Annotated in this window: 21 protein-coding genes; 9 read left to right on the top strand and 12 right to left on the bottom strand. The window is 54.3% G+C overall.

Annotated elements, in window-relative coordinates; translation table 11 throughout:
* Nucleotides 1-10 precede the first annotated feature (10 nt).
* Nucleotides 11-1,768 (bottom strand): SgrR family transcriptional regulator, encoded by a 1,758-nt coding sequence (locus NA389_RS20875; protein WP_000213178.1) that lies wholly within the window; start codon nucleotides 1,766-1,768, stop codon nucleotides 11-13.
* Between the two features lie 94 nt (nucleotides 1,769-1,862).
* Between NA389_RS20875 and NA389_RS20870 the strand changes: the two genes are divergently transcribed.
* From NA389_RS20870 to phoU, 7 genes are all read left to right on the top strand, one after another.
* Nucleotides 1,863-2,681 carry a shikimate 5-dehydrogenase gene (locus tag NA389_RS20870; protein WP_000166707.1) on the top strand — a complete coding sequence of 273 codons (819 nt, stop codon included), beginning with the start codon at nucleotides 1,863-1,865 and terminating at the stop codon, nucleotides 2,679-2,681.
* Between the two features lie 48 nt (nucleotides 2,682-2,729).
* Nucleotides 2,730-4,103 (top strand): fructose-specific PTS transporter subunit EIIC, encoded by a 1,374-nt coding sequence (locus NA389_RS20865; protein WP_000162540.1) that lies wholly within the window; start codon nucleotides 2,730-2,732, stop codon nucleotides 4,101-4,103.
* A gap of 165 nt (nucleotides 4,104-4,268) precedes the next feature.
* Nucleotides 4,269-5,309, top strand: a complete 1,041-nt coding sequence (pstS, locus tag NA389_RS20860) for a phosphate ABC transporter substrate-binding protein PstS (RefSeq protein ID WP_000867131.1) — start codon at nucleotides 4,269-4,271, stop codon at nucleotides 5,307-5,309.
* Between the two features lie 135 nt (nucleotides 5,310-5,444).
* Entirely contained in the window at nucleotides 5,445-6,404 is a 960-nt protein-coding gene (gene pstC, locus NA389_RS20855) for a phosphate ABC transporter permease PstC (protein ID WP_000741630.1), read from the top strand.
* Entirely contained in the window at nucleotides 6,404-7,294 is an 891-nt protein-coding gene (gene pstA, locus NA389_RS20850; RefSeq protein WP_000212196.1) for a phosphate ABC transporter permease PstA, read from the top strand. Before pstC ends, pstA begins: the two co-directional genes overlap by 1 nt.
* Nucleotides 7,295-7,404: 110 nt before the next feature.
* Nucleotides 7,405-8,178, top strand: coding sequence for a phosphate ABC transporter ATP-binding protein PstB (gene pstB / locus NA389_RS20845; RefSeq protein WP_000063118.1), 774 nt, complete (start codon nucleotides 7,405-7,407; stop codon nucleotides 8,176-8,178).
* Nucleotides 8,179-8,192: 14 nt separating this feature from the next.
* Entirely contained in the window at nucleotides 8,193-8,918 is a 726-nt protein-coding gene (gene phoU / locus NA389_RS20840) for a phosphate signaling complex protein PhoU (RefSeq protein WP_000377800.1), read from the top strand.
* A gap of 94 nt (nucleotides 8,919-9,012) precedes the next feature.
* Here phoU and yieH read toward each other — a convergent pair whose 3' ends face one another.
* Nucleotides 9,013-9,678 carry a 6-phosphogluconate phosphatase gene (gene yieH / locus NA389_RS20835; protein WP_000078085.1) on the bottom strand — a complete coding sequence of 222 codons (666 nt, stop codon included), beginning with the start codon at nucleotides 9,676-9,678 and terminating at the stop codon, nucleotides 9,013-9,015.
* Nucleotides 9,679-9,846: 168 nt separating this feature from the next.
* Between yieH and adeP the strand changes: the two genes are divergently transcribed.
* Entirely contained in the window at nucleotides 9,847-11,184 is a 1,338-nt protein-coding gene (gene adeP / locus NA389_RS20830) for an adenine permease AdeP (RefSeq protein ID WP_001521829.1), read from the top strand.
* A gap of 44 nt (nucleotides 11,185-11,228) precedes the next feature.
* On the opposite strand, the gene NA389_RS20825 is transcribed toward adeP, so the two are convergent.
* The 10 genes from NA389_RS20825 to NA389_RS20780 form a co-directional block, all read right to left on the bottom strand.
* Nucleotides 11,229-11,795 carry an NADPH-dependent FMN reductase gene (locus NA389_RS20825; protein WP_000005226.1) on the bottom strand — a complete coding sequence of 189 codons (567 nt, stop codon included), beginning with the start codon at nucleotides 11,793-11,795 and terminating at the stop codon, nucleotides 11,229-11,231.
* A 16-nt stretch (nucleotides 11,796-11,811) separates the two neighbouring features.
* A complete protein-coding gene (locus NA389_RS20820) occupies nucleotides 11,812-12,567 on the bottom strand; it encodes a 4'-phosphopantetheinyl transferase family protein (protein WP_000190678.1) in 756 nt (251 codons plus the stop codon).
* Between the two features lie 157 nt (nucleotides 12,568-12,724).
* A complete protein-coding gene (yidZ, locus tag NA389_RS20815; RefSeq protein ID WP_000749365.1) occupies nucleotides 12,725-13,684 on the bottom strand; it encodes an HTH-type transcriptional regulator YidZ in 960 nt (319 codons plus the stop codon).
* Nucleotides 13,653-14,840, bottom strand: coding sequence for an MFS transporter (locus tag NA389_RS20810; protein WP_000819620.1), 1,188 nt, complete (start codon nucleotides 14,838-14,840; stop codon nucleotides 13,653-13,655). The genes yidZ and NA389_RS20810 overlap by 32 nt, the downstream gene beginning before the upstream one ends.
* 182 nt (nucleotides 14,841-15,022) lie before the next feature.
* Entirely contained in the window at nucleotides 15,023-16,387 is a 1,365-nt protein-coding gene (gene mnmE, locus NA389_RS20805) for a tRNA uridine-5-carboxymethylaminomethyl(34) synthesis GTPase MnmE (RefSeq protein WP_000019072.1), read from the bottom strand.
* 141 nt (nucleotides 16,388-16,528) lie between these two features.
* The gene (gene yidC / locus NA389_RS20800; RefSeq protein ID WP_000378283.1) at nucleotides 16,529-18,175 is read right to left on the bottom strand and encodes a membrane protein insertase YidC; all 1,647 of its coding nucleotides are present in this window, start codon (nucleotides 18,173-18,175) and stop codon (nucleotides 16,529-16,531) included.
* A 2-nt stretch (nucleotides 18,176-18,177) separates the two neighbouring features.
* A complete protein-coding gene (yidD, locus tag NA389_RS20795) occupies nucleotides 18,178-18,435 on the bottom strand; it encodes a membrane protein insertion efficiency factor YidD (protein ID WP_001307474.1) in 258 nt (85 codons plus the stop codon).
* Nucleotides 18,399-18,758: a ribonuclease P protein component gene (rnpA, locus tag NA389_RS20790; RefSeq protein WP_000239725.1), complete on the bottom strand. Its 360-nt coding sequence runs from the start codon at nucleotides 18,756-18,758 to the stop codon at nucleotides 18,399-18,401. Before rnpA ends, yidD begins: the two co-directional genes overlap by 37 nt.
* 16 nt (nucleotides 18,759-18,774) lie before the next feature.
* Entirely contained in the window at nucleotides 18,775-18,915 is a 141-nt protein-coding gene (gene rpmH, locus NA389_RS20785) for a 50S ribosomal protein L34 (protein ID WP_000831330.1), read from the bottom strand.
* Between the two features lie 228 nt (nucleotides 18,916-19,143).
* A complete protein-coding gene (locus NA389_RS20780; RefSeq protein WP_418142141.1) occupies nucleotides 19,144-19,236 on the bottom strand; it encodes a hypothetical protein in 93 nt (30 codons plus the stop codon).
* 339 nt (nucleotides 19,237-19,575) lie between these two features.
* On the opposite strand from NA389_RS20780, the gene dnaA reads away from it, so the two are divergent.
* The gene (dnaA, locus tag NA389_RS20775; RefSeq protein ID WP_000059093.1) at nucleotides 19,576-20,976 is read left to right on the top strand and encodes a chromosomal replication initiator protein DnaA; all 1,401 of its coding nucleotides are present in this window, start codon (nucleotides 19,576-19,578) and stop codon (nucleotides 20,974-20,976) included.
* Nucleotide 20,977 lies beyond the last annotated feature (1 nt).

The raw sequence follows: 20,977 nt of genomic DNA, 5'->3' as shown, positions 1-20,977 counted from the left end.
ATTCTCTTCTTTAAGGCCCTGGCTCAATCCAGGTGGATCGGAAATCAAACCACCCCAGGTTATTCAGGTGGATCCCCCTGGCCCGGTCGGGGCCTTTGAGTCGCATCCAGTGGTGAAAAAGCGGTTGTAGCCAGCCTGAACGGGTGGTTTCCCTGACCAGTTGTTCCGCGCTGATTGTTTCGGCATGCCACTGGGTTTCCCATTGGGCCAGCAGCGCATCATCCCCACCGCTGATGGCGTGGCGCAGTAAAGGGGAGCCCAGCAGCCATGTACCGACGTTCCACTCTTCGGGAATGGGGAAATTGACCGTCCCCAGCCAGAGATCCACATTGGCTTTGCCATTCGCCCAGTCATCATAATTCAGCTCCACGCCCTCAAGTAAAATGCCCTGCTGGCGCATGATCTCTTGCATGATATCCAGGAGCATCGGAAATTCAGGGTGCTGATCGTGATAGGCCAGACGCAGTTTTGCGTAGGGCGACGACGAGATAAAAGGTGAACAGGCTGGGCCCGCCTCAATAGTATGAAACCAGGAGGACAGTAGGCTGCCGCCCGGTACCCAGAAGGGGCGAATTGCCTCACTCAGATGCTGGAGTAAGGCGTAAGGGCTGAGTGTTTCCCGCAGCCAGCGGCGATGTTCGGCGGTATGCCAGTGCGGGGAGCGGCTGTCGCATAATAAAAAATATCCTCCACGCTCAAGAAACATCTCGCGCAGGTTGTCAGAAGGTTTGCCCGCTACCTGGCTAAGCCGTCCGGAAACGTAATCCTCATCGCTCAGGCTGGAGCTGAGCCAGGCTGCCGTGTCGTTATCCGACAGCGATTCCGCCAGGTTGTCTGTCTCCGTTAAATTCGGCCAGATAAAGACCTCCACTTCATCCAGCAGCCCGCGCAGACCGAAATAGTGGTCAAAGGCCTTCATTTGCAGATGAAAGCCATTGTTTTCCACCACCTCATAAGGGCCAGTCCCCACAGGGTGTGCCGGGAAATCAGCGCGTTGTGTATGGTCAGGCGGTAGGATCATGGCATCAATATGGCTGAGCAGCAGCGGCAGTCGGTTATCCGGGTGCGCCAGCGTAATTTCAAGGCTCAGCGGCCCGGTGGCCTGAATGGTCTGCAAGTGCGAGAACAACGGCAGCTTAGCGCTGCGGGTCAGTGAAGCGATAACCGCGTCGATCGTCAGCTCCTGACCATCATGCCAGAGGACGGCGGGGCGCAGATAAAAACGCCAGCGCAGTGGATCAATCTGCCGCCAGTGGTGGGCAAGATCGGCTTCGACTTCACCTTTTTCCTCATTTATGCGCGTCAGGCCGCTAAAAATCTGCCTGACCAGATGCTGTTCAGATCGACGCAGCGGCGTGCCGGGGCACAGCGACGGCATTGTCCGGTAATAGGGGATGCACAGCCGCTGATAGTCTGCCCGCACGCTATAGCCCAGCTTTGAACGCAGCAGTTGCGCCACCTGGTGCTTATTTTTACCCAGCAGCTGAATGGCCTGATCAACATGACCAGACTCCAGTAACTGCTCCGCCTTTTCGCTTAACAGCTGTTCTGGTTTATAGCGCAGGTGAAGCCGGGCGCGATGCCCACGTCCGGCCTGTGATTTCCAGATGAGCCACTTTGCCTCCTGCATCTGAAGCAACAGATTACGCATATGCCGCCGGGTGCAGAACAACACATCCGCCAGCTCCTGTAGCGTCACGCTAACGGGCTTGTCGCCATAGCGCTGGAGTAGCTTTAAGTATTTTTGTTCAGTGTGCCGGGTTGTCATAAAAGGTGAAATTTTCCGAACGGGAATGAGCAATTTTTAATATCCCCTTTTTAGCCGATGATTTTCTCTATCGCAACTTCTATGAGGATTCATCATGACAAAGCGCATTAATAAAGACACTCAGGTCTGCATGTCCCTGGCGGCACGCCCAAGTAACTTCGGTACACGCTTTCACAACTATCTGTACGAAGCGCTGGATCTCAATTATCTCTACAAAGCCTTTTCGCCGACCGATCTTACGCAGGCCATTAGCGGCGTGCGCGGTCTGGGGATCCGTGGGTGCGCGATCTCTATGCCATTTAAAGAAGCCTGCATTCCGCTGGTGGATGAACTGGATGCTTCCGCTCAGGCCATTCACTCAGTTAATACCATTGTGAATACCAATGGCCATCTGAAGGCGTACAACACCGATTACATTGCAATAGCTCGCTTGCTGGCGAATTACAAGGTCTCTCCCGACCTGGTGTTTGCTTTGCGTGGCAGCGGTGGTATGGCAAAGGCGGTGGCCTGCGCGCTGAAGGATGCGGGGTTTACCCGTGGTTATATTGTCGCGATTGATGAAGCGTCAGGTAAACAACTGGCCGAACTCTATGGCTATGAATGGCGCCCGGATACCGACGGTATTGAAGCCGATTTGTTAATTAACGCCACGCCTATCGGAATGGCTGGCGGTAATGATGCCGACAAACTCTCTTATTCCGAACAAGAAGTGGATAAGGCGAGCGTTATCTTTGATGTGGTGGCGCTACCGCCCGTCACGCCGCTAATCCGCTACGCCCGTGAATGCGGTAAAACCGTGATTACCGGTTCCGAAGTGTTTGCTATTCAGGCCGTGGAGCAATTTGTCCTTTATACCGGGATTCGCCCGGATGACGCACTGTTCCAGAAAGCCGCGGCCTGGTCACGTCTGTAACATTTTTTCCCGCTTTTTCTTTAAATTAAAAGAACAGGGTACCCTACTATGACTAAAAAAATTGTTGCTGTGACGGCCTGTCCGACGGGCGTCGCCCATACCTTTATGGCGGCAGAAGCGTTGGAAATTGAAGCCCGCAAGCGTTGTGACTGGATCAAGGTTGAAACCCGCGGTTCCGTCGGGGCGAAGAACACGCTGACTGCGGAAGAGATAGCGCAAGCGGATGTGGTGATTATCGCGGCGGATATTGAACTGGATATGTCAGGCTTTGTTGGCAAAAGACTCTATCGCACCAGTACCGGCGCGGCGCTAAAAAAGAGTGCGCAGGAAATGGATAATGCTTTCAATAGCGCCGAGGTCTATCAGGGGAGTGCCGGGCGCTCTTCTTCAGCTGGTAAAACAGAGCTACCCGGCGTTTATAAGCATTTAATGACCGGCGTATCCCATATGCTTCCTTTGGTGGTGGCGGGAGGGTTGTGTATCGCGCTCTCTTTTGTCTTCGGTATCCAGGCCTTCAATGAGCCGGGCACGCTGGCGGCTGCGTTATTTCAAATCGGCGGTAAGGCGGCCTTTGCGCTGATGGTGCCGGTACTGGCTGGGTTTATTGCCTTCTCAATTGCCGATCGTCCGGGTCTGGCCCCGGGGCTTATTGGCGGGATGTTGGCCAGCCTGTGCGGCGCTGGTTTCCTGGGTGGGATTGTGGCCGGTTTTCTGGCCGGTTACAGCGTACGGTTTCTGGCGCAAAATATTAAGCTGCCGGCGTCGATGGAAGCGCTTAAACCTGTGCTGGTTCTGCCGCTACTGTCTACGCTGATTACCGGCCTAATCATGATTTACGTGGTGGGTGGCCCCGTTTCTGCGGTGATGGAAGGGTTGACGACGTTCCTGGGGAATATGACCTCTACGAATGCTATCTTGCTGGGAATGTTGCTGGGCGCAATGCAAGGTTTTGACCTTGGCGGGCCGGTGAATAAAGCTGCGTATACCTTCGGCGTCGGTTTACTGGCTTCTCATTCTTATATGCCAATGGCGGCCATTATGGCGGCAGGGATGGTACCGGCATTAGGAATGGGCGTCGCAACCTGGGCGGCCAGAGCGAAATTCAATGCCGCTGAGCATGAAGCGGGTAACGCATCCTTTATCCTGGGGCTGTGCTTTATCTCTGAAGGGGCGATTCCCTTCGCCGCGCGTGACCCGATGCGCGTCATCCCTTCCACGATGGTCGGTGGCGCAATCGCCGGGGGACTATCCATGTATTTCGGTTGTACACTGATGGCGCCACACGGCGGCCTCTTTGTCCTGGCGATCCCACATGCGGTAGAACATGTGATGCAATATCTGCTCTCTATTGCCCTGGGCACTATTGCCTGCGGCCTGATGTACGCGCTGTTGAAACCGTCTGCGGTTGCGCAAACAGTCTAATTCATCTCCCCCTGCAGGCTGGTCTGGTGTCTCCCCGGGCCAGCTTTTTTATTTCCATTGTCATCAAACCGTCATAATCAAGACATATAACTGTCATCAATTTGTCCTATTTTGCTCATCGTAGCAACTCAAACAATGATTTACCGAAACCGTGCAGGAGACATTATGAAAGTTATGCGTACCACTGTCGCAACTGTTGTCGCCGCGACCTTATCGATGAGCGCGTTCTCTGCCTTTGCAGCAGCAAGCCTGACAGGTGCCGGTGCAACGTTTCCTGCGCCGGTGTATGCCAAATGGGCGGATACCTACCAGAAAGAAACCGGTAACAAAGTTAATTACCAGGGGATAGGCTCTTCCGGCGGCGTGAAACAAATCACCGCGAATACCGTTGATTTTGGCGCTTCCGATGCGCCGCTGTCTGACGAAAAACTGAATCAGGAAGGCCTGTTCCAGTTTCCGACTGTGATCGGCGGCGTGGTGCTGGCGGTGAATATTCCAGGCCTCAAATCCGGCGAACTGGTGCTGGATGGTAAAACGCTGGGTGACATCTACCTCGGTAAAATCAAGAAGTGGGATGATGAAGCCATCACCAAATTGAACCCAGGCGTGAAGCTGCCTTCTCAGAACATCGCTGTGGTGCGTCGCGCTGACGGTTCCGGTACCTCCTTCGTGTTCACCAGTTACCTGGCGAAAGTCAACGACGAGTGGAAATCGAAAGTGGGCGCGGGTTCTACCGTGAACTGGCCAACCGGCCTGGGCGGTAAAGGTAACGACGGCATCGCGGCATTTGTACAGCGTCTGCCAGGCGCTATTGGCTACGTTGAGTATGCGTATGCCAAGCAGAACAACCTGGCCTACACCAAACTGGTTTCTGCCGACGGCAAACCGGTAAGCCCGACGGAAGAGAGCTTCTCTAATGCGGCGAAAGGCGCAGACTGGAGCAAAACCTTCGCGCAGGATCTGACCAACCAGAAAGGTGACGATGTGTGGCCAATCACCTCCACCACCTTTATCCTGGTCCACAAAGCGCAGAAGAAACCTGAGCAGGGTGCTGAAGTGTTGAAGTTCTTCGACTGGGCCTACAAAAATGGCGCTAAGCAGGCGAATGATCTGGACTACGCCAGCCTGCCGGATAACGTTGTTGAGCAGGTTCGTACCGCCTGGAAGACCAGTATAAAAGACAGCAACGGTAAGGCGCTGTATTAATTAACGAATTGGCGGATGGCGCTACGCTTATCCGCCCTACGGTTTCGACCGTAGGCCCACGTTGTAGGCCGGATAAGCGTAGCGCCATCCGGCAGGGGCAACGTCGTAAAACGCGTTTAATGGAAAGAGTAATTTATGGCTGCAACCAAGCCTGCTTTTAACCCGCCGGGTAAAAAAGGCGACATGATTTTCAGCGCGCTGGTAAAACTGGCTGCGCTGATTGTGCTATTGATGTTGGGCGGTATTATCGTCTCATTGATCATCTCCTCCTGGCCAAGTATCCAGAAATTTGGTTTCTCATTTCTTTGGACTAAGGAGTGGGACGCGCCAAACGATATCTACGGCGCGCTGGTGCCCATTTACGGCACGCTGGTGACCTCCTTTATCGCCCTGCTGATCGCCGTTCCGGTCAGTTTCGGCATTGCCCTGTTTTTAACCGAGCTGGCGCCAGGCTGGCTAAAACGTCCGCTCGGCATCGCCATTGAGCTGCTGGCGGCGATCCCCAGTATCGTGTACGGCATGTGGGGGCTGTTTATCTTCGCGCCGCTGTTTGCGACGTACTTCCAGGAGCCGGTCGGCAATATTCTTTCCAACATTCCGTTTGTCGGCGCGCTGTTCTCCGGCCCGGCGTTTGGTATCGGCATTCTGGCGGCGGGCGTCATCCTCGCCATCATGATCATCCCCTACATTGCGGCGGTTATGCGCGACGTCTTCGAGCAAACGCCGGTAATGATGAAAGAGTCCGCTTACGGTATCGGCTGCACTACCTGGGAAGTTATCTGGCGCATCGTGCTACCGTTCACCAAAAATGGCGTGATCGGCGGCATTATGCTGGGGCTGGGCCGTGCTCTGGGTGAAACGATGGCGGTCACTTTTATCATCGGCAACACCTACCAGCTCGACAGCGCGTCGCTGTATATGCCGGGCAACAGCATCACTTCCGCGCTGGCGAACGAATTCGCTGAGGCGGAATCGGGTCTGCACGTGGCAGCGTTGATGGAACTGGGGCTGATTCTGTTTGTGATCACCTTTATCGTCCTGGCGGCGTCTAAGTTCATGATTATGCGTCTGGCGAAGAACGAGGGAGCACGTTAATGGCTACGCTTGATATGCAGAACACCGCGCAGCTCGCGGAATCCCGTCGCAAGATGCAGGCGCGTCGCCGCATGAAGAACCGTATCGCACTAACGCTCTCAATGGCGACGATGGCATTTGGCCTGTTCTGGCTGATCTGGATTTTGATGTCCACCATCACGCGCGGCATTGATGGTATGTCGCTGGCGCTGTTTACCGAAATGACACCGCCGCCGAACACCGCGGGCGGCGGGCTGGCGAACGCCCTGGCAGGGAGTGGATTATTGATTCTCTGGGCTACCGTATTGGGTACCCCGCTGGGGATTATGGCCGGGATCTATCTGGCGGAATATGGCCGTAAATCCTGGCTGGCGGAAATCATTCGTTTTATTAACGACATTCTGCTTTCCGCGCCGTCAATTGTTGTGGGGCTGTTTGTTTACACCATCGTGGTGGCGCAGATGCAGCACTTCTCCGGTTGGGCAGGGGTGATTGCGCTGGCGCTGTTGCAGGTACCGATCGTTATCCGTACCACTGAAAACATGCTCAAGCTGGTGCCGGATAGCCTGCGTGAAGCCGCTTATGCGCTGGGTACGCCGAAGTGGAAGATGATCTCCGCGATTACGCTGAAAGCCTCTATCTCCGGCATTATGACCGGTATTCTGCTGGCCATTGCCCGTATCGCCGGGGAAACGGCGCCATTGTTGTTTACCGCGCTCTCGAACCAGTTCTGGAGCACCGACATGATGCAGCCGATCGCCAACCTGCCGGTGACCATCTTTAAATTCGCGATGAGCCCGTTTGCCGAATGGCAACAATTAGCCTGGGCGGGCGTGCTGATTATTACCCTGTGCGTACTGCTGCTGAATATTCTGGCGCGCGTGATTTTCGCCAAGAAGAAACACGGTTAAGTTTAATACCTTGCCGGATGGCGGCGTAAACGCCTTATCCGGCCTACGGTTGACATATATGTAGGCCTGATAAGCGAAGCGCCATCAGGCATGATGAGGAAAAGAGTGAAATGAGTATGGTTGAAACTGCCCCGAGTAAGATTCAGGTTCGTGATTTGAACTTCTACTACGGCAAATTCCATGCCCTGAAGAACATTAATCTGGATATCGCGAAGAATCAGGTAACGGCATTTATCGGGCCATCCGGCTGCGGTAAATCAACGCTACTGCGTACCTTCAATAAAATGTATTCGCTTTATCCGGAGCAGCGCGCGGAAGGTGAAATTCTGCTGGATGGCGACAATATTCTCACCAACACCCAGGATATCGCGCTGCTGCGCGCAAAAGTGGGGATGGTATTCCAGAAGCCGACGCCGTTCCCGATGTCCATCTATGACAATATCGCCTTTGGCGTGCGTCTGTTTGAGAAGCTGTCTCGTGCCGATATGGACGAGCGCGTGCAGTGGGCGTTGACCAAAGCCGCATTATGGAACGAAACCAAAGATAAATTGCACCAGAGCGGGTACTCTCTCTCCGGTGGTCAGCAGCAGCGTCTGTGCATTGCGCGCGGTATCGCCATTCGCCCGGAAGTGTTGCTGCTGGATGAGCCATGTTCAGCTCTGGACCCGATCTCTACCGGGCGTATTGAAGAGCTGATCACCGAGCTGAAACAGGATTACACCGTGGTGATCGTGACCCACAACATGCAGCAGGCGGCACGTTGTTCCGATCATACGGCGTTTATGTACCTGGGCGAGTTGATTGAGTTCAGCAACACGGACGATCTGTTCACCAAGCCCGCGAAGAAACAAACAGAAGACTATATCACCGGTCGTTACGGTTAATTCAGGAGTGCGTAATGGACAGTCTGAACCTTAATAAACATATTTCCGGCCAGTTCAATGCCGAACTGGAAAGCATCCGCACTCAGGTAATGACCATGGGCGGCATGGTGGAGCAGCAGCTTTCTGACGCTATCACCGCCATGCACAACCAGGACAGCGAGCTGGCGAAGCGCGTGGTAGAAGGCGATCATCAGGTTAATATGATGGAAGTCGCCATCGATGAAGCCTGTGTGCGTATTATCGCCAAGCGCCAGCCGACGGCGAGCGATCTGCGTCTGGTAATGGCGATTATCAAAACCATCGCCGAACTGGAGCGCATTGGCGACGTGGCGGATAAAATCTGCCGTACCGCGCTGGAGAAATTCTCCCAGCAGCACCAGCCGCTGTTGGTGAGTCTGGAGTCACTGGGCCGCCACACCGTGCAGATGCTGCACGACGTGCTGGATGCGTTCGCGCGCATGGATCTCGACGAAGCGGTGCGTATCTACCGTGAAGACAAGAAAGTTGACCAGGAGTACGAAGGAATCGTGCGTCAGCTGATGACCTACATGATGGAAGACTCGCGCACCATTCCCAGCGTGCTGACCGCGCTGTTCTGCGCGCGCTCTATCGAGCGTATCGGTGACCGTTGCCAGAATATCTGCGAATACATCTTCTACTTCGTGAAGGGGCAGGATTTCCGTCACGTGGGCGGCGATGAGCTGGATAAGCTGCTGGCGGGGAAAGATCCGAAAGAGTAAATCTCATTCTTTTGCCCGGTGGCGCTGCGCTTACCGGGCCTACAGGTACAGATGCTGTAGGCCGGATAAGCGTCAGCGCCATCCGGCATTTCAGTTAACGCGTAATCTCCCACCTGCGCGCTTTCCACAATCCCGGCAACTGCGCCAAATCGGTAAACGTCGTCACGTTAGGGTGATCGATCGGCTTGTTATGCGGATCGGCGCAGAAATAAAACACTTCCATTCCCGCTGCAATTCCTGACTGCGCGCCTGCGCTGGAATCATCCACCAGAATACACTTCTCAACATTGACCTTCATGGCGTTCGCCGCATGGAGCATCAGCGCCGGATCGGGCTTCCAGCGTTGAATATCGTAACCGCTAAACAGCAAATCAGGAAAATGATGCAACATGCCCAGTTTACCCAGCGAATGCTGCATCTTACTGACCGGCCCGTTGGATACCACGCACATGGGCGTCTTAATGCTCTCCAGCAGGGTATTTGCGCCCGCGATCGCTTCCAGTTCGGTATCGAACAGGCGCGCAACCTTGGCGCGATACACGGGTTCCAGCTCCGCCTTTGCCAGCGCAACGCCATGCTCTTTACTGATGGTATCGATAATTTCGTAGAGCTTTACGCCTTTAAAGCGTCTGAATACTTCCGTGAGCTCAAGCGTAATGCCGAACTGCCGGAACATAGTGACATAGGCGCGCGAGCAAATCACTTCACTGTCGACCAGCGTGCCGTCACAGTCAAAAAACACCGCTTCGATTTGGGACATGTCATTTCCATTTTAACAAGTTTAACGTTTACGTAATGCTGAATGAGGGGACGCAATCGTTGCCGTACTAACAAATTGAGTGAAAAAAATTACCACACAACTGCGCCAGGTGTCGCATTTTGGTATAGGATAACGGCGAATTTTCCCTCCTTTCTCCGGAAATTGATAATGAGTCAACAACACACCACCCAGGCTTCTGGTCAGGGTATGCTGGAACGCGTGTTTAAACTGCGCGAACATGGCACGACGGCACGAACCGAAGTGATCGCCGGTTTTACCACTTTCCTGACGATGGTTTATATCGTTTTTGTTAACCCGCAAATTCTGGGCGTAGCTGGCATGGACACCAGCGCCGTCTTTGTGACCACCTGTCTGATTGCAGCCTTTGGCAGTATTCTGATGGGCCTGTTCGCTAACCTGCCGGTGGCGCTGGCGCCCGCGATGGGGCTGAATGCGTTCTTTGCCTTCGTGGTTGTTCAGGCAATGGGACTGCCGTGGCAGGTAGGCATGGGCGCCATTTTCTGGGGCGCTGTTGGTCTTTTATTGCTGACTATCTTCCGCGTGCGTTACTGGATGATCGCCAACATTCCGGTCAGCCTGCGCGTGGGCATCACCAGCGGCATCGGCCTGTTTATCGGCATGATGGGGCTAAAAAACGCCGGCGTGATTGTCGCCAATCCAGAAACGCTGGTCAGCATCGGCAACCTGACCTCGCACAGCGTGCTGCTGGGGGTTCTCGGATTCTTTATTATTGCGATTCTCGCTTCGCGCAACATTCATGCGGCGGTGCTGGTGTCCATCATCGTCACGACGCTGCTTGGCTGGATGATGGGCGATGTGCACTACAACGGCATTGTCTCCGCGCCGCCAAGCGTCACCAGCGTGGTCGGGCATGTCGATTTGGCAGGCTCGTTCAATCTTGGCCTGGCGGGGGTTATTTTCTCCTTCATGCTGGTAAACCTGTTTGACTCCTCCGGTACGCTGATTGGCGTGACCGATAAAGCCGGCCTGGCGGATGCGAAAGGCAAATTCCCGCGCATGAAGCAGGCGCTGTTTGTTGATAGTATCTCTTCCGTCACTGGCGCATTTGTCGGAACCTCTTCTGTGACCGCTTATATTGAATCGTCTTCCGGCGTTTCGGTGGGCGGTCGCACCGGTTTGACGGCAGTAGTGGTCGGTATTTTGTTCCTGCTGGTTATCTTCCTGTCGCCGCTGGCGGGCATGGTGCCGCCTTACGCGGCGGCGGGCGCGCTGATTTACGTCGGCGTGCTGATGACCTCCAGCCTGGCGCGGGTAAACTGGCAGGATTTAACCGAATCGGTCCCGGCGTTTATTACGGCGGTAATGATGCCGTTTAGCTTCTCGATCACCGAAGGTATCGCGCTGGGCTTTATCTCTTACTGCGTGATGAAAATCGGTACCGGTCGCCTGCGCGACCTTAGCCCGTGCGTAGTGATTGTCGCGCTGTTATTCGTGCTGAAGATTGTGTTTATTGACGCACACTAATGAAATGAACCCTCGCCCCATCGGGGGGAGGGTTTTTAAATAACTTACGCTTTAAAGCGCTGAATATACTCGCCAAATGCGGTCAACTGACCGGTCAAATGATCTAACGTTCCCTGCTCAATCACTTCGCCCAGTTGCGGGTCGACTTTATTCTGAATCACGCCGCCCATAAATTCCGGTTTATTCATCACCATCGCATCAAGGAACACCAGAATCTGGCGCAGATGATACTGGCAGCGCGCGCCGCCAATCGCCCCCATTGAACTGGTCTGGATAAGAACGGGCTTACCTGCCAGCGGCTGCTCAGGCAGACGGGATAGCCAGTCGATGGCATTCTTCAGGCCGCCGGGAACGGAATAGTTATATTCCGGCGTCACAATGACGACGCCGTCAGCGTTGCGAATCTGCTCCGCCAGCGCCTCTACGCTGGCTGGAAATCCCTCTTCCTGCTGGATATCGGCGTCATACAGCGGAATATCCCCGATCGAAGGCAGCGGCGATACCGTCATTCCTGCCGGCGCGACTTTAGGCAGAGTACGCGCCACCATCCCGTTAAAGGAACCTTTGCGTAAACTTCCCAGCAATGTAACCACATTCAGCGTTTCAGACATACGTGCCCCTTTTTCATTATGAACGATTAAGCGTATACGATTTGGCGGCGGGGAGTTGGGCGAATCGCATCAGACGTCCGGTTGGCTCATTGGCGCGCGTCTGGATATCGGGCAGGCTTTTCCAGCCCAGTTTGCCATCGAACTCCCACACTTTTAATTTTTCTATCGCTGGCGTAACGGTTACGGACCATACCAGCACATCTTCCGCATCGCACACGGCTTCAAGCTGCGTGACATGCGCGCACTTCAGGCGTCCGGCAACGGGTAAAAGTTGCAGCTCCCGCGGATCGTCATTCATGACATCGCCGGTGAGTTTTAACACGCTCTGGCGCAATGTGATGAGTTGCGCTCGCGCTTCGTTGGGATCGTTTTGATTGGCTACCCATAAGTTTTCATTACGGGAGAAAGGGTGGCGTTCGAGCGAATGCGGATGGTGAAAGCCGCGGGAGGTGCGCTGTAATTCCATATCCAGCCCGCACTCTCCTTCGGTGGTCAACGCCACGCCAACCATATTTCCGGCGTAGGAGATAGAAAAACCTGGCAGATTTTTGTCACGAAACGCGGGTTTACCTTTCGCCTGAATAATGATTTCCGGCAGCTCGCTAATTCCGTACAGCATAAACATCAGTTCGGCAAGAAGGCCTCTGGAGGCGAGAAAACGCGTTCGTCGGTGAGCAGGCAGGTTTCTGGCTTCAATATGGCAAGACGAAGAGAGACGAATTGAAACCAACTGTCCTTCCGTAAGTATCCCTCTGGCAAAGTGAGTCGCCATTTTTCGCTCCGTGATTAATGGGCCGTGATAATGACGAGAGTAACATTAACGTAAATTATGGACAGGTTTTACGCGCTAAAAATTCAATTTCAGAACGTTCTTTAATCAGACGGTGACATTTCTGGTAAGAGGAAGGTTAATTTATCAACGCAGGTGGTCAGATAAGGCGACGGCAGAGCGTGTTGATAGCCTGTCGTAGCCACACAATCTTGGGATTATGACTATTACGTTTGTGCCATAATAGGGTAAACGGCACCATCAGCTTTTCCCGCTGTTGCGCATCAAAAGGCAGGGGGCGCGCCACTAACGGTAGCTGGTGGAGCTGATTGTAGTGCTGGCAATAGCGCGGCGCGGTTGCTATCAGGGTGTGATCCGGCTGGGCGGCCATAAAGAGCGACTGCTCGAACCCCGGCAGGCTCAACGCGATATGACGTTTGCGTCCCATTTCTTGCAGGACATCATCCAGCGCCCAGGTATCGCTTTGCTCCCAGCAAATACTGATATGCGGGTAGCGCAGAAATGTGTCCAGATCCCACGCTTCGCGCAGCGCCGGATGATCTTCCCGCAGCCAGACCCACGGCAAATCGCTAAACAACACCTCAAAATCAATCGCGAGCGGCAACAGACTGAGCAATTCTCGCGAGCGGGGATGGCTTTCGCGTCCGGTAAATCCGATATCGACTTCCCCACGCGTAATCGCCTCCAGCGAGTCATAATCCCAGTTGCGAACCTTAATGGTAGCCTGCGGATAGCGCTGATAAATCTGCTGCGACAGTGAATTAAACATAATCATCATCAGCGGCGACTCTGCCGCCAACTCAAATTTTAAACCGCGCGGCGTTTGATGATGCGGCTTATCAAGCAGTTGGTTCCCCATCTGCATCCAGTCCGCCAGACTTTGCTCCATACTGACCATCAGCGGCGTCGGCGCCAGGCCCAGCGGCGTATTGACGAACAGCGGATCGTCAAACCATGCCCGGAGTTTCGCCAGCGATTTGCTGACCGCAGAGGGCGTTACGTTCATCCGTTTTGCAGCTTTAGTGACGCTGCGCTCCTGCATGAGTAACTGTAGGCATAACAGCAGATTAAGATCGAGATTGGTAAGGGATTTCTTCATGCTCGGCTACGGACCTGTTGGGCGTGACGGAGAAGATCAGCAGAATACTCACTATGCTACAACCAATCAGAATCCCGATCAGCATATTCATCGCGCTGATACCGAGTATTGCCGCCAGCCAAATCCACAGTGATGAACCGCAAACCTGCGCGATACCCAGCGTGGAACTGGCCACTCCGGCGCGCAGCGAAAACGGCCCCAGCGCCTGGCTCATCGCGACGCCAAAACCAACCGAGAATCCGGCGCAGATAAGCGTCAGGCCAAAGAGCGTGACGGTATTGGTATGAGCAAGGCTTAACGTCACGCCAGCCGTCAAAAACAGCCCCTGTGAGACGAGCATTAAGGTTCGCGGCTTAAATAACCCAAGCGCAAAAGGGGTAGAAAAAGAGACGACCATGCTGACGCCTGCGGTGAGCGCCATGGTAATGGCATAGTCGCCACGGCTAAATCCCATCACCTCCATCAGCAGCACTGGAGAGGTATTGACGAAGGTCAGGATCACCGACACGCTAAGGGTGGTGATCGCCAGTCGACTGACGAAAAAACGGTTAATCAGCGACTCGGCGGCGGGCGACGATCGTGATAAATCGCGTGGAGCCAGCCTTGCCGGGCGCGTCTCGCGCAGGATAAACAGTGATAACAGGCCCACAATAATGCCCATCGCGGACATCGTATAGAACAGACTTTGCCAGGGGAAACGAAGCATAATCAAATGCCCCATCACCGGGGCGAGTACCGGCACAATACAGGTAATCCCATTCAATAATGACAGCACTTTCGCCCGACGATGCTCGTCGAGCGTGTCGCGCAGAATGGCGAACGCCACCACATAACAGCCGCCTGCTCCTACCCCCTGAAGAAAACGCCCACTCAGAAATAGCGAGCCTTCCGACGCCCATGAACAAAGCAGTGAGGCCATCATAAAGACGAGCGCGCCGACGATCGCGACCGGCTTGCGGCCTGACTGGTCGGCTATCTTCCCGGCAAACAGCATGGCCGTCGCCATTCCGGCCAGGTAAACGGAGAAGGCGATATGCAACTGCGCCTCGCTGGCGTTCAGATCGGCGGCTATACGCGGTAAACCGACCAGATACATATCAATACCGGCAGGATAGAGTAAAACCAGGGCAAAACTACACAGTAGAAAACGTTTCATAGCGGCCTCACGAAAAGTGTGGCGCTAAGAATACGGGGCGACGTTGCGCGAGACGAGTTGCCATTTGGACAACAGTGATTTCCTCATGGGAAATTATTGTTGCCGGATAGCGGCGTAAACGCCTTATCCGGCCTACGGGTTCTGTAGGCCCGGTAAGCATCGTGCCACCGGGCAACACAACGTTATTTGCCGATACAGAAGCTGGAGAAAATCCGTCCCAGCAGGTCGTCGGAGGTAAACTCGCCGGTAATCTCACTTAAGCTTTGCTGCGCCAGGCGCAATTCTTCCGCCAGCAGTTCCCCCGCCCATGCGCCTAATAACTGCGCTTTACCCTGCTCAAGATGTTCAGCGGCTTCCGCCAGCGCCTGTAGGTGACGGCGACGGGCCAGGAAGCCGCCTTCCATATTGGTCTCAAACCCCATGCTTTGCTTGAGGTGGTTACGTAACACGTCAACACCTTCGCCGGTACGCGCCGAGAGGCGAACCAGTGAGTGACCATTTACTTCACTAATACCCAGCGTTTCGCCGGTGATATCCGCCTTGTTACGTACCACGGTAATCGGTAGATTTTTGGGCAGACGGGCGATAAAGTCCGGCCAGATGTCGGCAGGGTCCACGGCGTCCGTCGTGGTGCCATCCACCATAAACAGCACGCGATCGGCCTGTTCAATCTCCTGCCAGGCGCGTTCGATGCCGATACGCTCAACTTCGTCGCTGGCGTCGCGCAGTCCGGCGGTATCGATGATATGCAGCGGCATCCCGTCGATGTGAATATGCTCGCGCAACACGTCGCGCGTGGTACCGGCGATATCGGTGACAATGGCAGCTTCACGGCCTGCCAGCGCATTCAGCAGGCTGGATTTCCCGGCATTCGGGCGTCCGGCAATCACTACCTTCATCCCTTCGCGCAGCAGGCTACCCTGGTGCGCTTCGGTGCGCACGGCGTCAAGATCGGCGATGACGCCATTGAGCTGCGCTTCGATTTTGCCGTCAGAGAGAAAGTCGATCTCCTCATCCGGAAAATCAATAGCCGCTTCGACGTAGATTCGCAGGTGAGTAAGTGCTTCCACAAGGTGGTTAACGCGGGCGGAAAATGCCCCCTGTAACGAGTTTAGCGCCGAACGCGCCGCCTGTTCGGAACTGGCATCGATCAGGTCGGCAATGGCTTCCGCCTGGGCTAAATCGAGCTTATCGTTGAGGAACGCTCGCTCGGAGAACTCGCCCGGTCGGGCAATGCGCACGCCTGGAAGCGTCAGGATACGTTTTAACAGCAGGTCCAGGATCACCGGACCGCCGTGCCCTTGTAGCTCCAGCACATCTTCACCGGTGAAGGAGTTCGGGCCGGGGAACCACAGCGCAATACCCTGATCCAGCGCGCTGCCGTCAACGTCTTTAAACGGCAGGTAGTCGGCATAGCGCGGCTTCGGCAGCTTGCCCAGCACCTCTTGCGCAACGTCGCGCGCCTTCAGACCAGAGATACGCAGGATACCCACGCCACCGCGTCCCGGTGGGGTTGCCTGGGCGACGATAGTGTCGTTATGGCTCATGGTTAGTCTCAACTTTGTTGCAATAAAAAAAGGCGGTCATATGACCGCCTTTTGATTGTAGGCCTGATAAGCGTTAGCGCCATCAGGCTGACCGGCGCGCCTTGCCGGATGGCGGCTTCGCCTTATCCGGCCTACACCGAATCAGGATTTTTTCTTCTCGCGGCTATGCAGGCCACGCTTCTCCAGACCACGGTAAATCAGCTGCTGCTGAATGATGGTGACCAGGTTGCTGACGATATAGTACAGCACCAGACCTGACGGGAACCACAGGAAGAACACCGTAAAGATGACCGGCATAAAGGTCATGATCTTCTGCTGCATCGGATCGGTCACGGTGGTCGGCGACATCTTCTGAATGAAGAACATCGTTACGCCCATCAGGATCGGCAGAATGTAGTACGGGTCCTGTGCGGACAGGTCATGAATCCACAGCGCGAACGGCGCATGACGCAGTTCAATGGAACCCATCAGCATGTAGTACAACGCCAGGAAGATAGGCATCTGGATGATCAGCGGGAAGCAGCCGCCCAGTGGGTTAACCTTCTCCGCTTTGTACAGGGCCATCATCTCCTGGCTTTGGCGCTGTTTATCATCGCCAAGACGTTCGCGCATCGCCTGAATTTTCGGCTGCAGCATACGCATCTTCGCCATTGACGTGTACTGCGCTTTGGTCAGCGGGTACATGATACCGCGAACGATAAAGGTAATGATGATAATGGAGAAGCCCCAGTTGCCCACAAAGCTGTGGATCCACTTCAGCAACTTGAACAGTGGCTGAGAGATGAACCACAACCAGCCGTAGTCCACGGTCAAATCCAGGTGCGGTGCAACAGCCGCCATTTTATCCTGAATTTCCGGGCCGACCCACAGGGTGCTGGTCATCGCGCCAGTCTGGCCTGGCTGTACCAGTACCGGCTGCGCTTTATAGCCGATAGCGACAATGCCGTTACCCAGATTGGCGGTGTAGAAATTGTTGGTGCCGTCGTTACGCGGAATCCATGCGGTGGCGAAATACTGCTGCAACATTGCCACCCAACCGCCTTTGGAGCTGACGTTGAGGTTTTCGTTATCGGCAATGGTGTCGAATTTGTATTTCTCATACTTCTCATCCGGCGTGGAGTACGCTGCGCCGCGGAACGTATGCAGCGCAAAGTTGCTGCTGCCGGTGTCGCGATGAGGAGGCAGGTTGACGGATTGTTTTAACTGACCAAAGGTGGAGACTTCCAGCGGTTTTTCGCCGGTGTTCTGCACGCTATAGTTCACGTTAACCGCATAATCGCCACGCTTAAAGACAAACGTTTTGGTAAACGTGTTGCCTGCGGCGTCAGTATAAGTCATCGGAACCTGCAGTTCGTTCTGACCGTCGGCCAGTACAAACGCCTCTTTCTCGACGTTGTACAGCGGACGCGGGCCGTTCGCCGGGTTATCCGGGCCGTCGCGGCCTGTCAGGCCGCTTTGCGCCTGATAGATAAACTGCGGGGTGGTTTCCAGCAGCTGGAACGGTTCGTTGGAACCCAGTTCTTTCGGGTAAGCCGGGAGCAAGGCCTGCTCGACATCACCACCACGGGTGTTGATAGTCAAATCAAGCACATCGGTTTTCACCGTAATCATTTTCCCCTGGCCACTGGCTGGTACGCCCTGGTCGGCGGCGCTACCCGCTGCGGTAGTCGTTGTCTGCGTGGTCTGTTGAGTCTGAGGTTGCGGATTTTTATCCTGCTCCCAGGCTTGCCAGATCATGAAAGACACGAACAGCAAAGCGATGACTAAAAGATTGCGTTGCGAATCCATCGTTAGTGTTCTCTGGTATCAAATGGTCCGGGCGGGACGGGATCGTCACCACCAGGGTGTAAAGGGTGGCATTTTAATACGCGTTTCACCGTCAACCAACTGCCTTTTATCACTCCAAACCTGCGCAATGCCTCAATTCCGTAGCTTGAGCACGTTGGCGTGAAACGACAATGCGGCCCAAGCAGCGGACTGATCAGGCGTTGATAGACCCGAATAAGGGCTATCAGGACCCGCGAGCCAGGCGACAGTGGCGGCGCCATAATTTTTCCAACGCTTCCGAGAGAGCACGGTTATCGAGGTCGGCAACCCCTTTTTTCGCCACCACCACGAAATCCATTGCAGGAAGTTCATGCTGGCGCAGACGGAAGCTTTCACGCGTCAGACGTTTAATCCGGTTGCGTTCATGCGCACGTCGAACATTTTTCTTGGCGACGGTAAGACCGATACGGGGATGCCCCAGCGAATTCAGGCGGCCGAGGATGGTGATTTGCGGCGTGCCAGCCCGTTGAGGTTGCTGGAAGACGAATGTGAAATGAGCGGGAGTTAACAAACGTAACTCCCTGGGAAATGCGAGCTTAACCACTCAGGGGTTAGCTTTATTACTTGGAAACGGTCAGACGAGCGCGGCCTTTAGCACGACGACGTGCCAGAACCTGACGACCATTTTTAGTAGCCATACGAGCACGGAAGCCGTGAGAACGGTTGCGCTTCAGTACAGACGGTTGAAAAGTGCGTTTCATGGCGATTTCTACCTAAACTTGAATAAATTCACTGACTTTTGCGTATACCCGAACAAACTTTGAACGACTTACGCCACAGTGTGGGTGATTAAAGAGGCCGGATTGTAATAATTGTACACTCCGGAGTCAATTCTCTTTCCTTATTTTCCCGCGATTTTCCACGCCTTTTTGTGCGGAAAATAAGCAGCGTTGACGCCATATGACGGGCATTGCGCGACGGGTGGAGAATTATACGGACTGCCAGGTAAAGCGCAAGGATCGCCCTGGATCTTTATGCGATCTTTTAGGCGTCTGCTCACCTTTACCTATTAATTTTTTCAATATGCGCGCGAAAGCGTACAGGAGTTCCCCAGGATCGATTACACTTATCCTTTCCTGGAAAGTCCTGTGGATAAATCGGGAAGAATCTGTGAGAAACAGAAGATCTCTTGCTCAGTTTAGGCTATGATCCGCGGTCCTGATCGTTTCAAACGATCCTGGTCAGGCATGAACACGAAATCTTTCAGACTGCGTGAAGTCGCGATCGTTTGAAAGATCCGTGAAAACCGCAGACAGCGGTTCGTGCGTCACCCTTCATGCAGGGTCTTATCGACGTGCGCCAACAATCATTAATGTATCAGCCTTTGTCATTTATCGACTTTTGTTCGAGTGGAGTCCGCCGTGTCACTTTCGCTTTGGCAGCAGTGTCTTGCCCGATTGCAGGATGAGTTACCAGCCACAGAATTCAGTATGTGGATACGCCCGTTGCAGGCGGAACTGAGCGATAACACGCTGGCTTTGTATGCGCCAAACCGTTTTGTGCTCGATTGGGTAAGAGATAAGTACCTCAACAATATCAATGGGTTACTCAACACATTCTGCGGCGCGGATGCCCCACAACTGCGTTTTGAAGTGGGAACAAAGCCCGTTACGCAAACGCTAAAAACGCCTGTGCATAACGTTGTCGCGCCTGCGCAGACAACGACGGCGCAGCCGCAGCGCGTAGCGCCTGCGGCCCGTTCGGGCTGGGACAACGTACCAGCGCCGGCGGAGCCGACCTACCGCTCCAACGTCAATGTTAAACATACATTTGATAACTTCGTCGAAGGTAAATCCAACCAACTGGCGCGCGCGGCGGCACGTCAGGTGGCGGATAATCCTGGCGGCGCCTATAACCCGTTATTCCTCTATGGCGGCACCGGTCTGGGTAAAACTCACCTGCTGCACGCGGTGGGTAACGGCATTATGGCGCGCAAACCCAACGCGAAAGTCGTGTATATGCACTCCGAGCGCTTTGTGCAGGACATGGTAAAAGCCCTGCAAAATAACGCCATCGAAGAGTTTAAACGCTACTACCGCTCCGTTGACGCATTGCTGATCGACGATATTCAATTCTTCGCCAATAAAGAACGATCCCAGGAAGAGTTTTTCCATACCTTTAACGCTCTGCTGGAAGGCAATCAGCAGATCATTTTGACGTCGGATCGCTATCCGAAAGAGATCAACGGCGTTGAGGATCGTCTCAAGTCCCGCTTTGGTTGGGGGCTAACAGTGGCGATCGAACCGCCAGAACTGGAAACCCGCGTGGCGATCCTGATGAAAAAAGCGGACGAAAATGATATTCGTCTGCCAGGCGAGGTCGCGTTCTTTATCGCCAAGCGTCTACGCTCTAACGTGCGTGAGCTGGAAGGCGCGCTGAACCGGGTGATCGCCAATGCCAACTTTACCGGCCGGGCGATTACTATCGACTTTGTGCGCGAAGCGCTGCGCGATTTACTGGCGTTGCAGGAAAAACTGGTCACCATCGACAATATTCAGAAGACGGTGGCGGAGTATTACAAAATCAAAATTGCGGATCTGCTTTCTAAGCGTCGATCTCGCTCGGTAGCACGTCCGCGCCAGATGGCTATGGCGCTGGCAAAAGAGCTCACCAACCACAGTCTGCCGGAAATCGGCGATGCGTTTGGCGGGCGCGACCACACTACCGTACTTCATGCCTGTCGTAAAATTGAGCAACTGCGTGAAGAAAGCCACGATATCAAAGAAGATTTTTCGAATTTAATCAGAACATTGTCGTCGTGAT

This window comes from Salmonella sp. NW645 (assembly GCF_051703725.1).
GTDB classification, from domain to species: Bacteria; Pseudomonadota; Gammaproteobacteria; order Enterobacterales; family Enterobacteriaceae; genus Salmonella; species Salmonella enterica.
The sequence above is the reverse complement of the archived record's forward strand: the minus strand, read 5'-3'. Positions and strand labels throughout refer to the sequence as shown.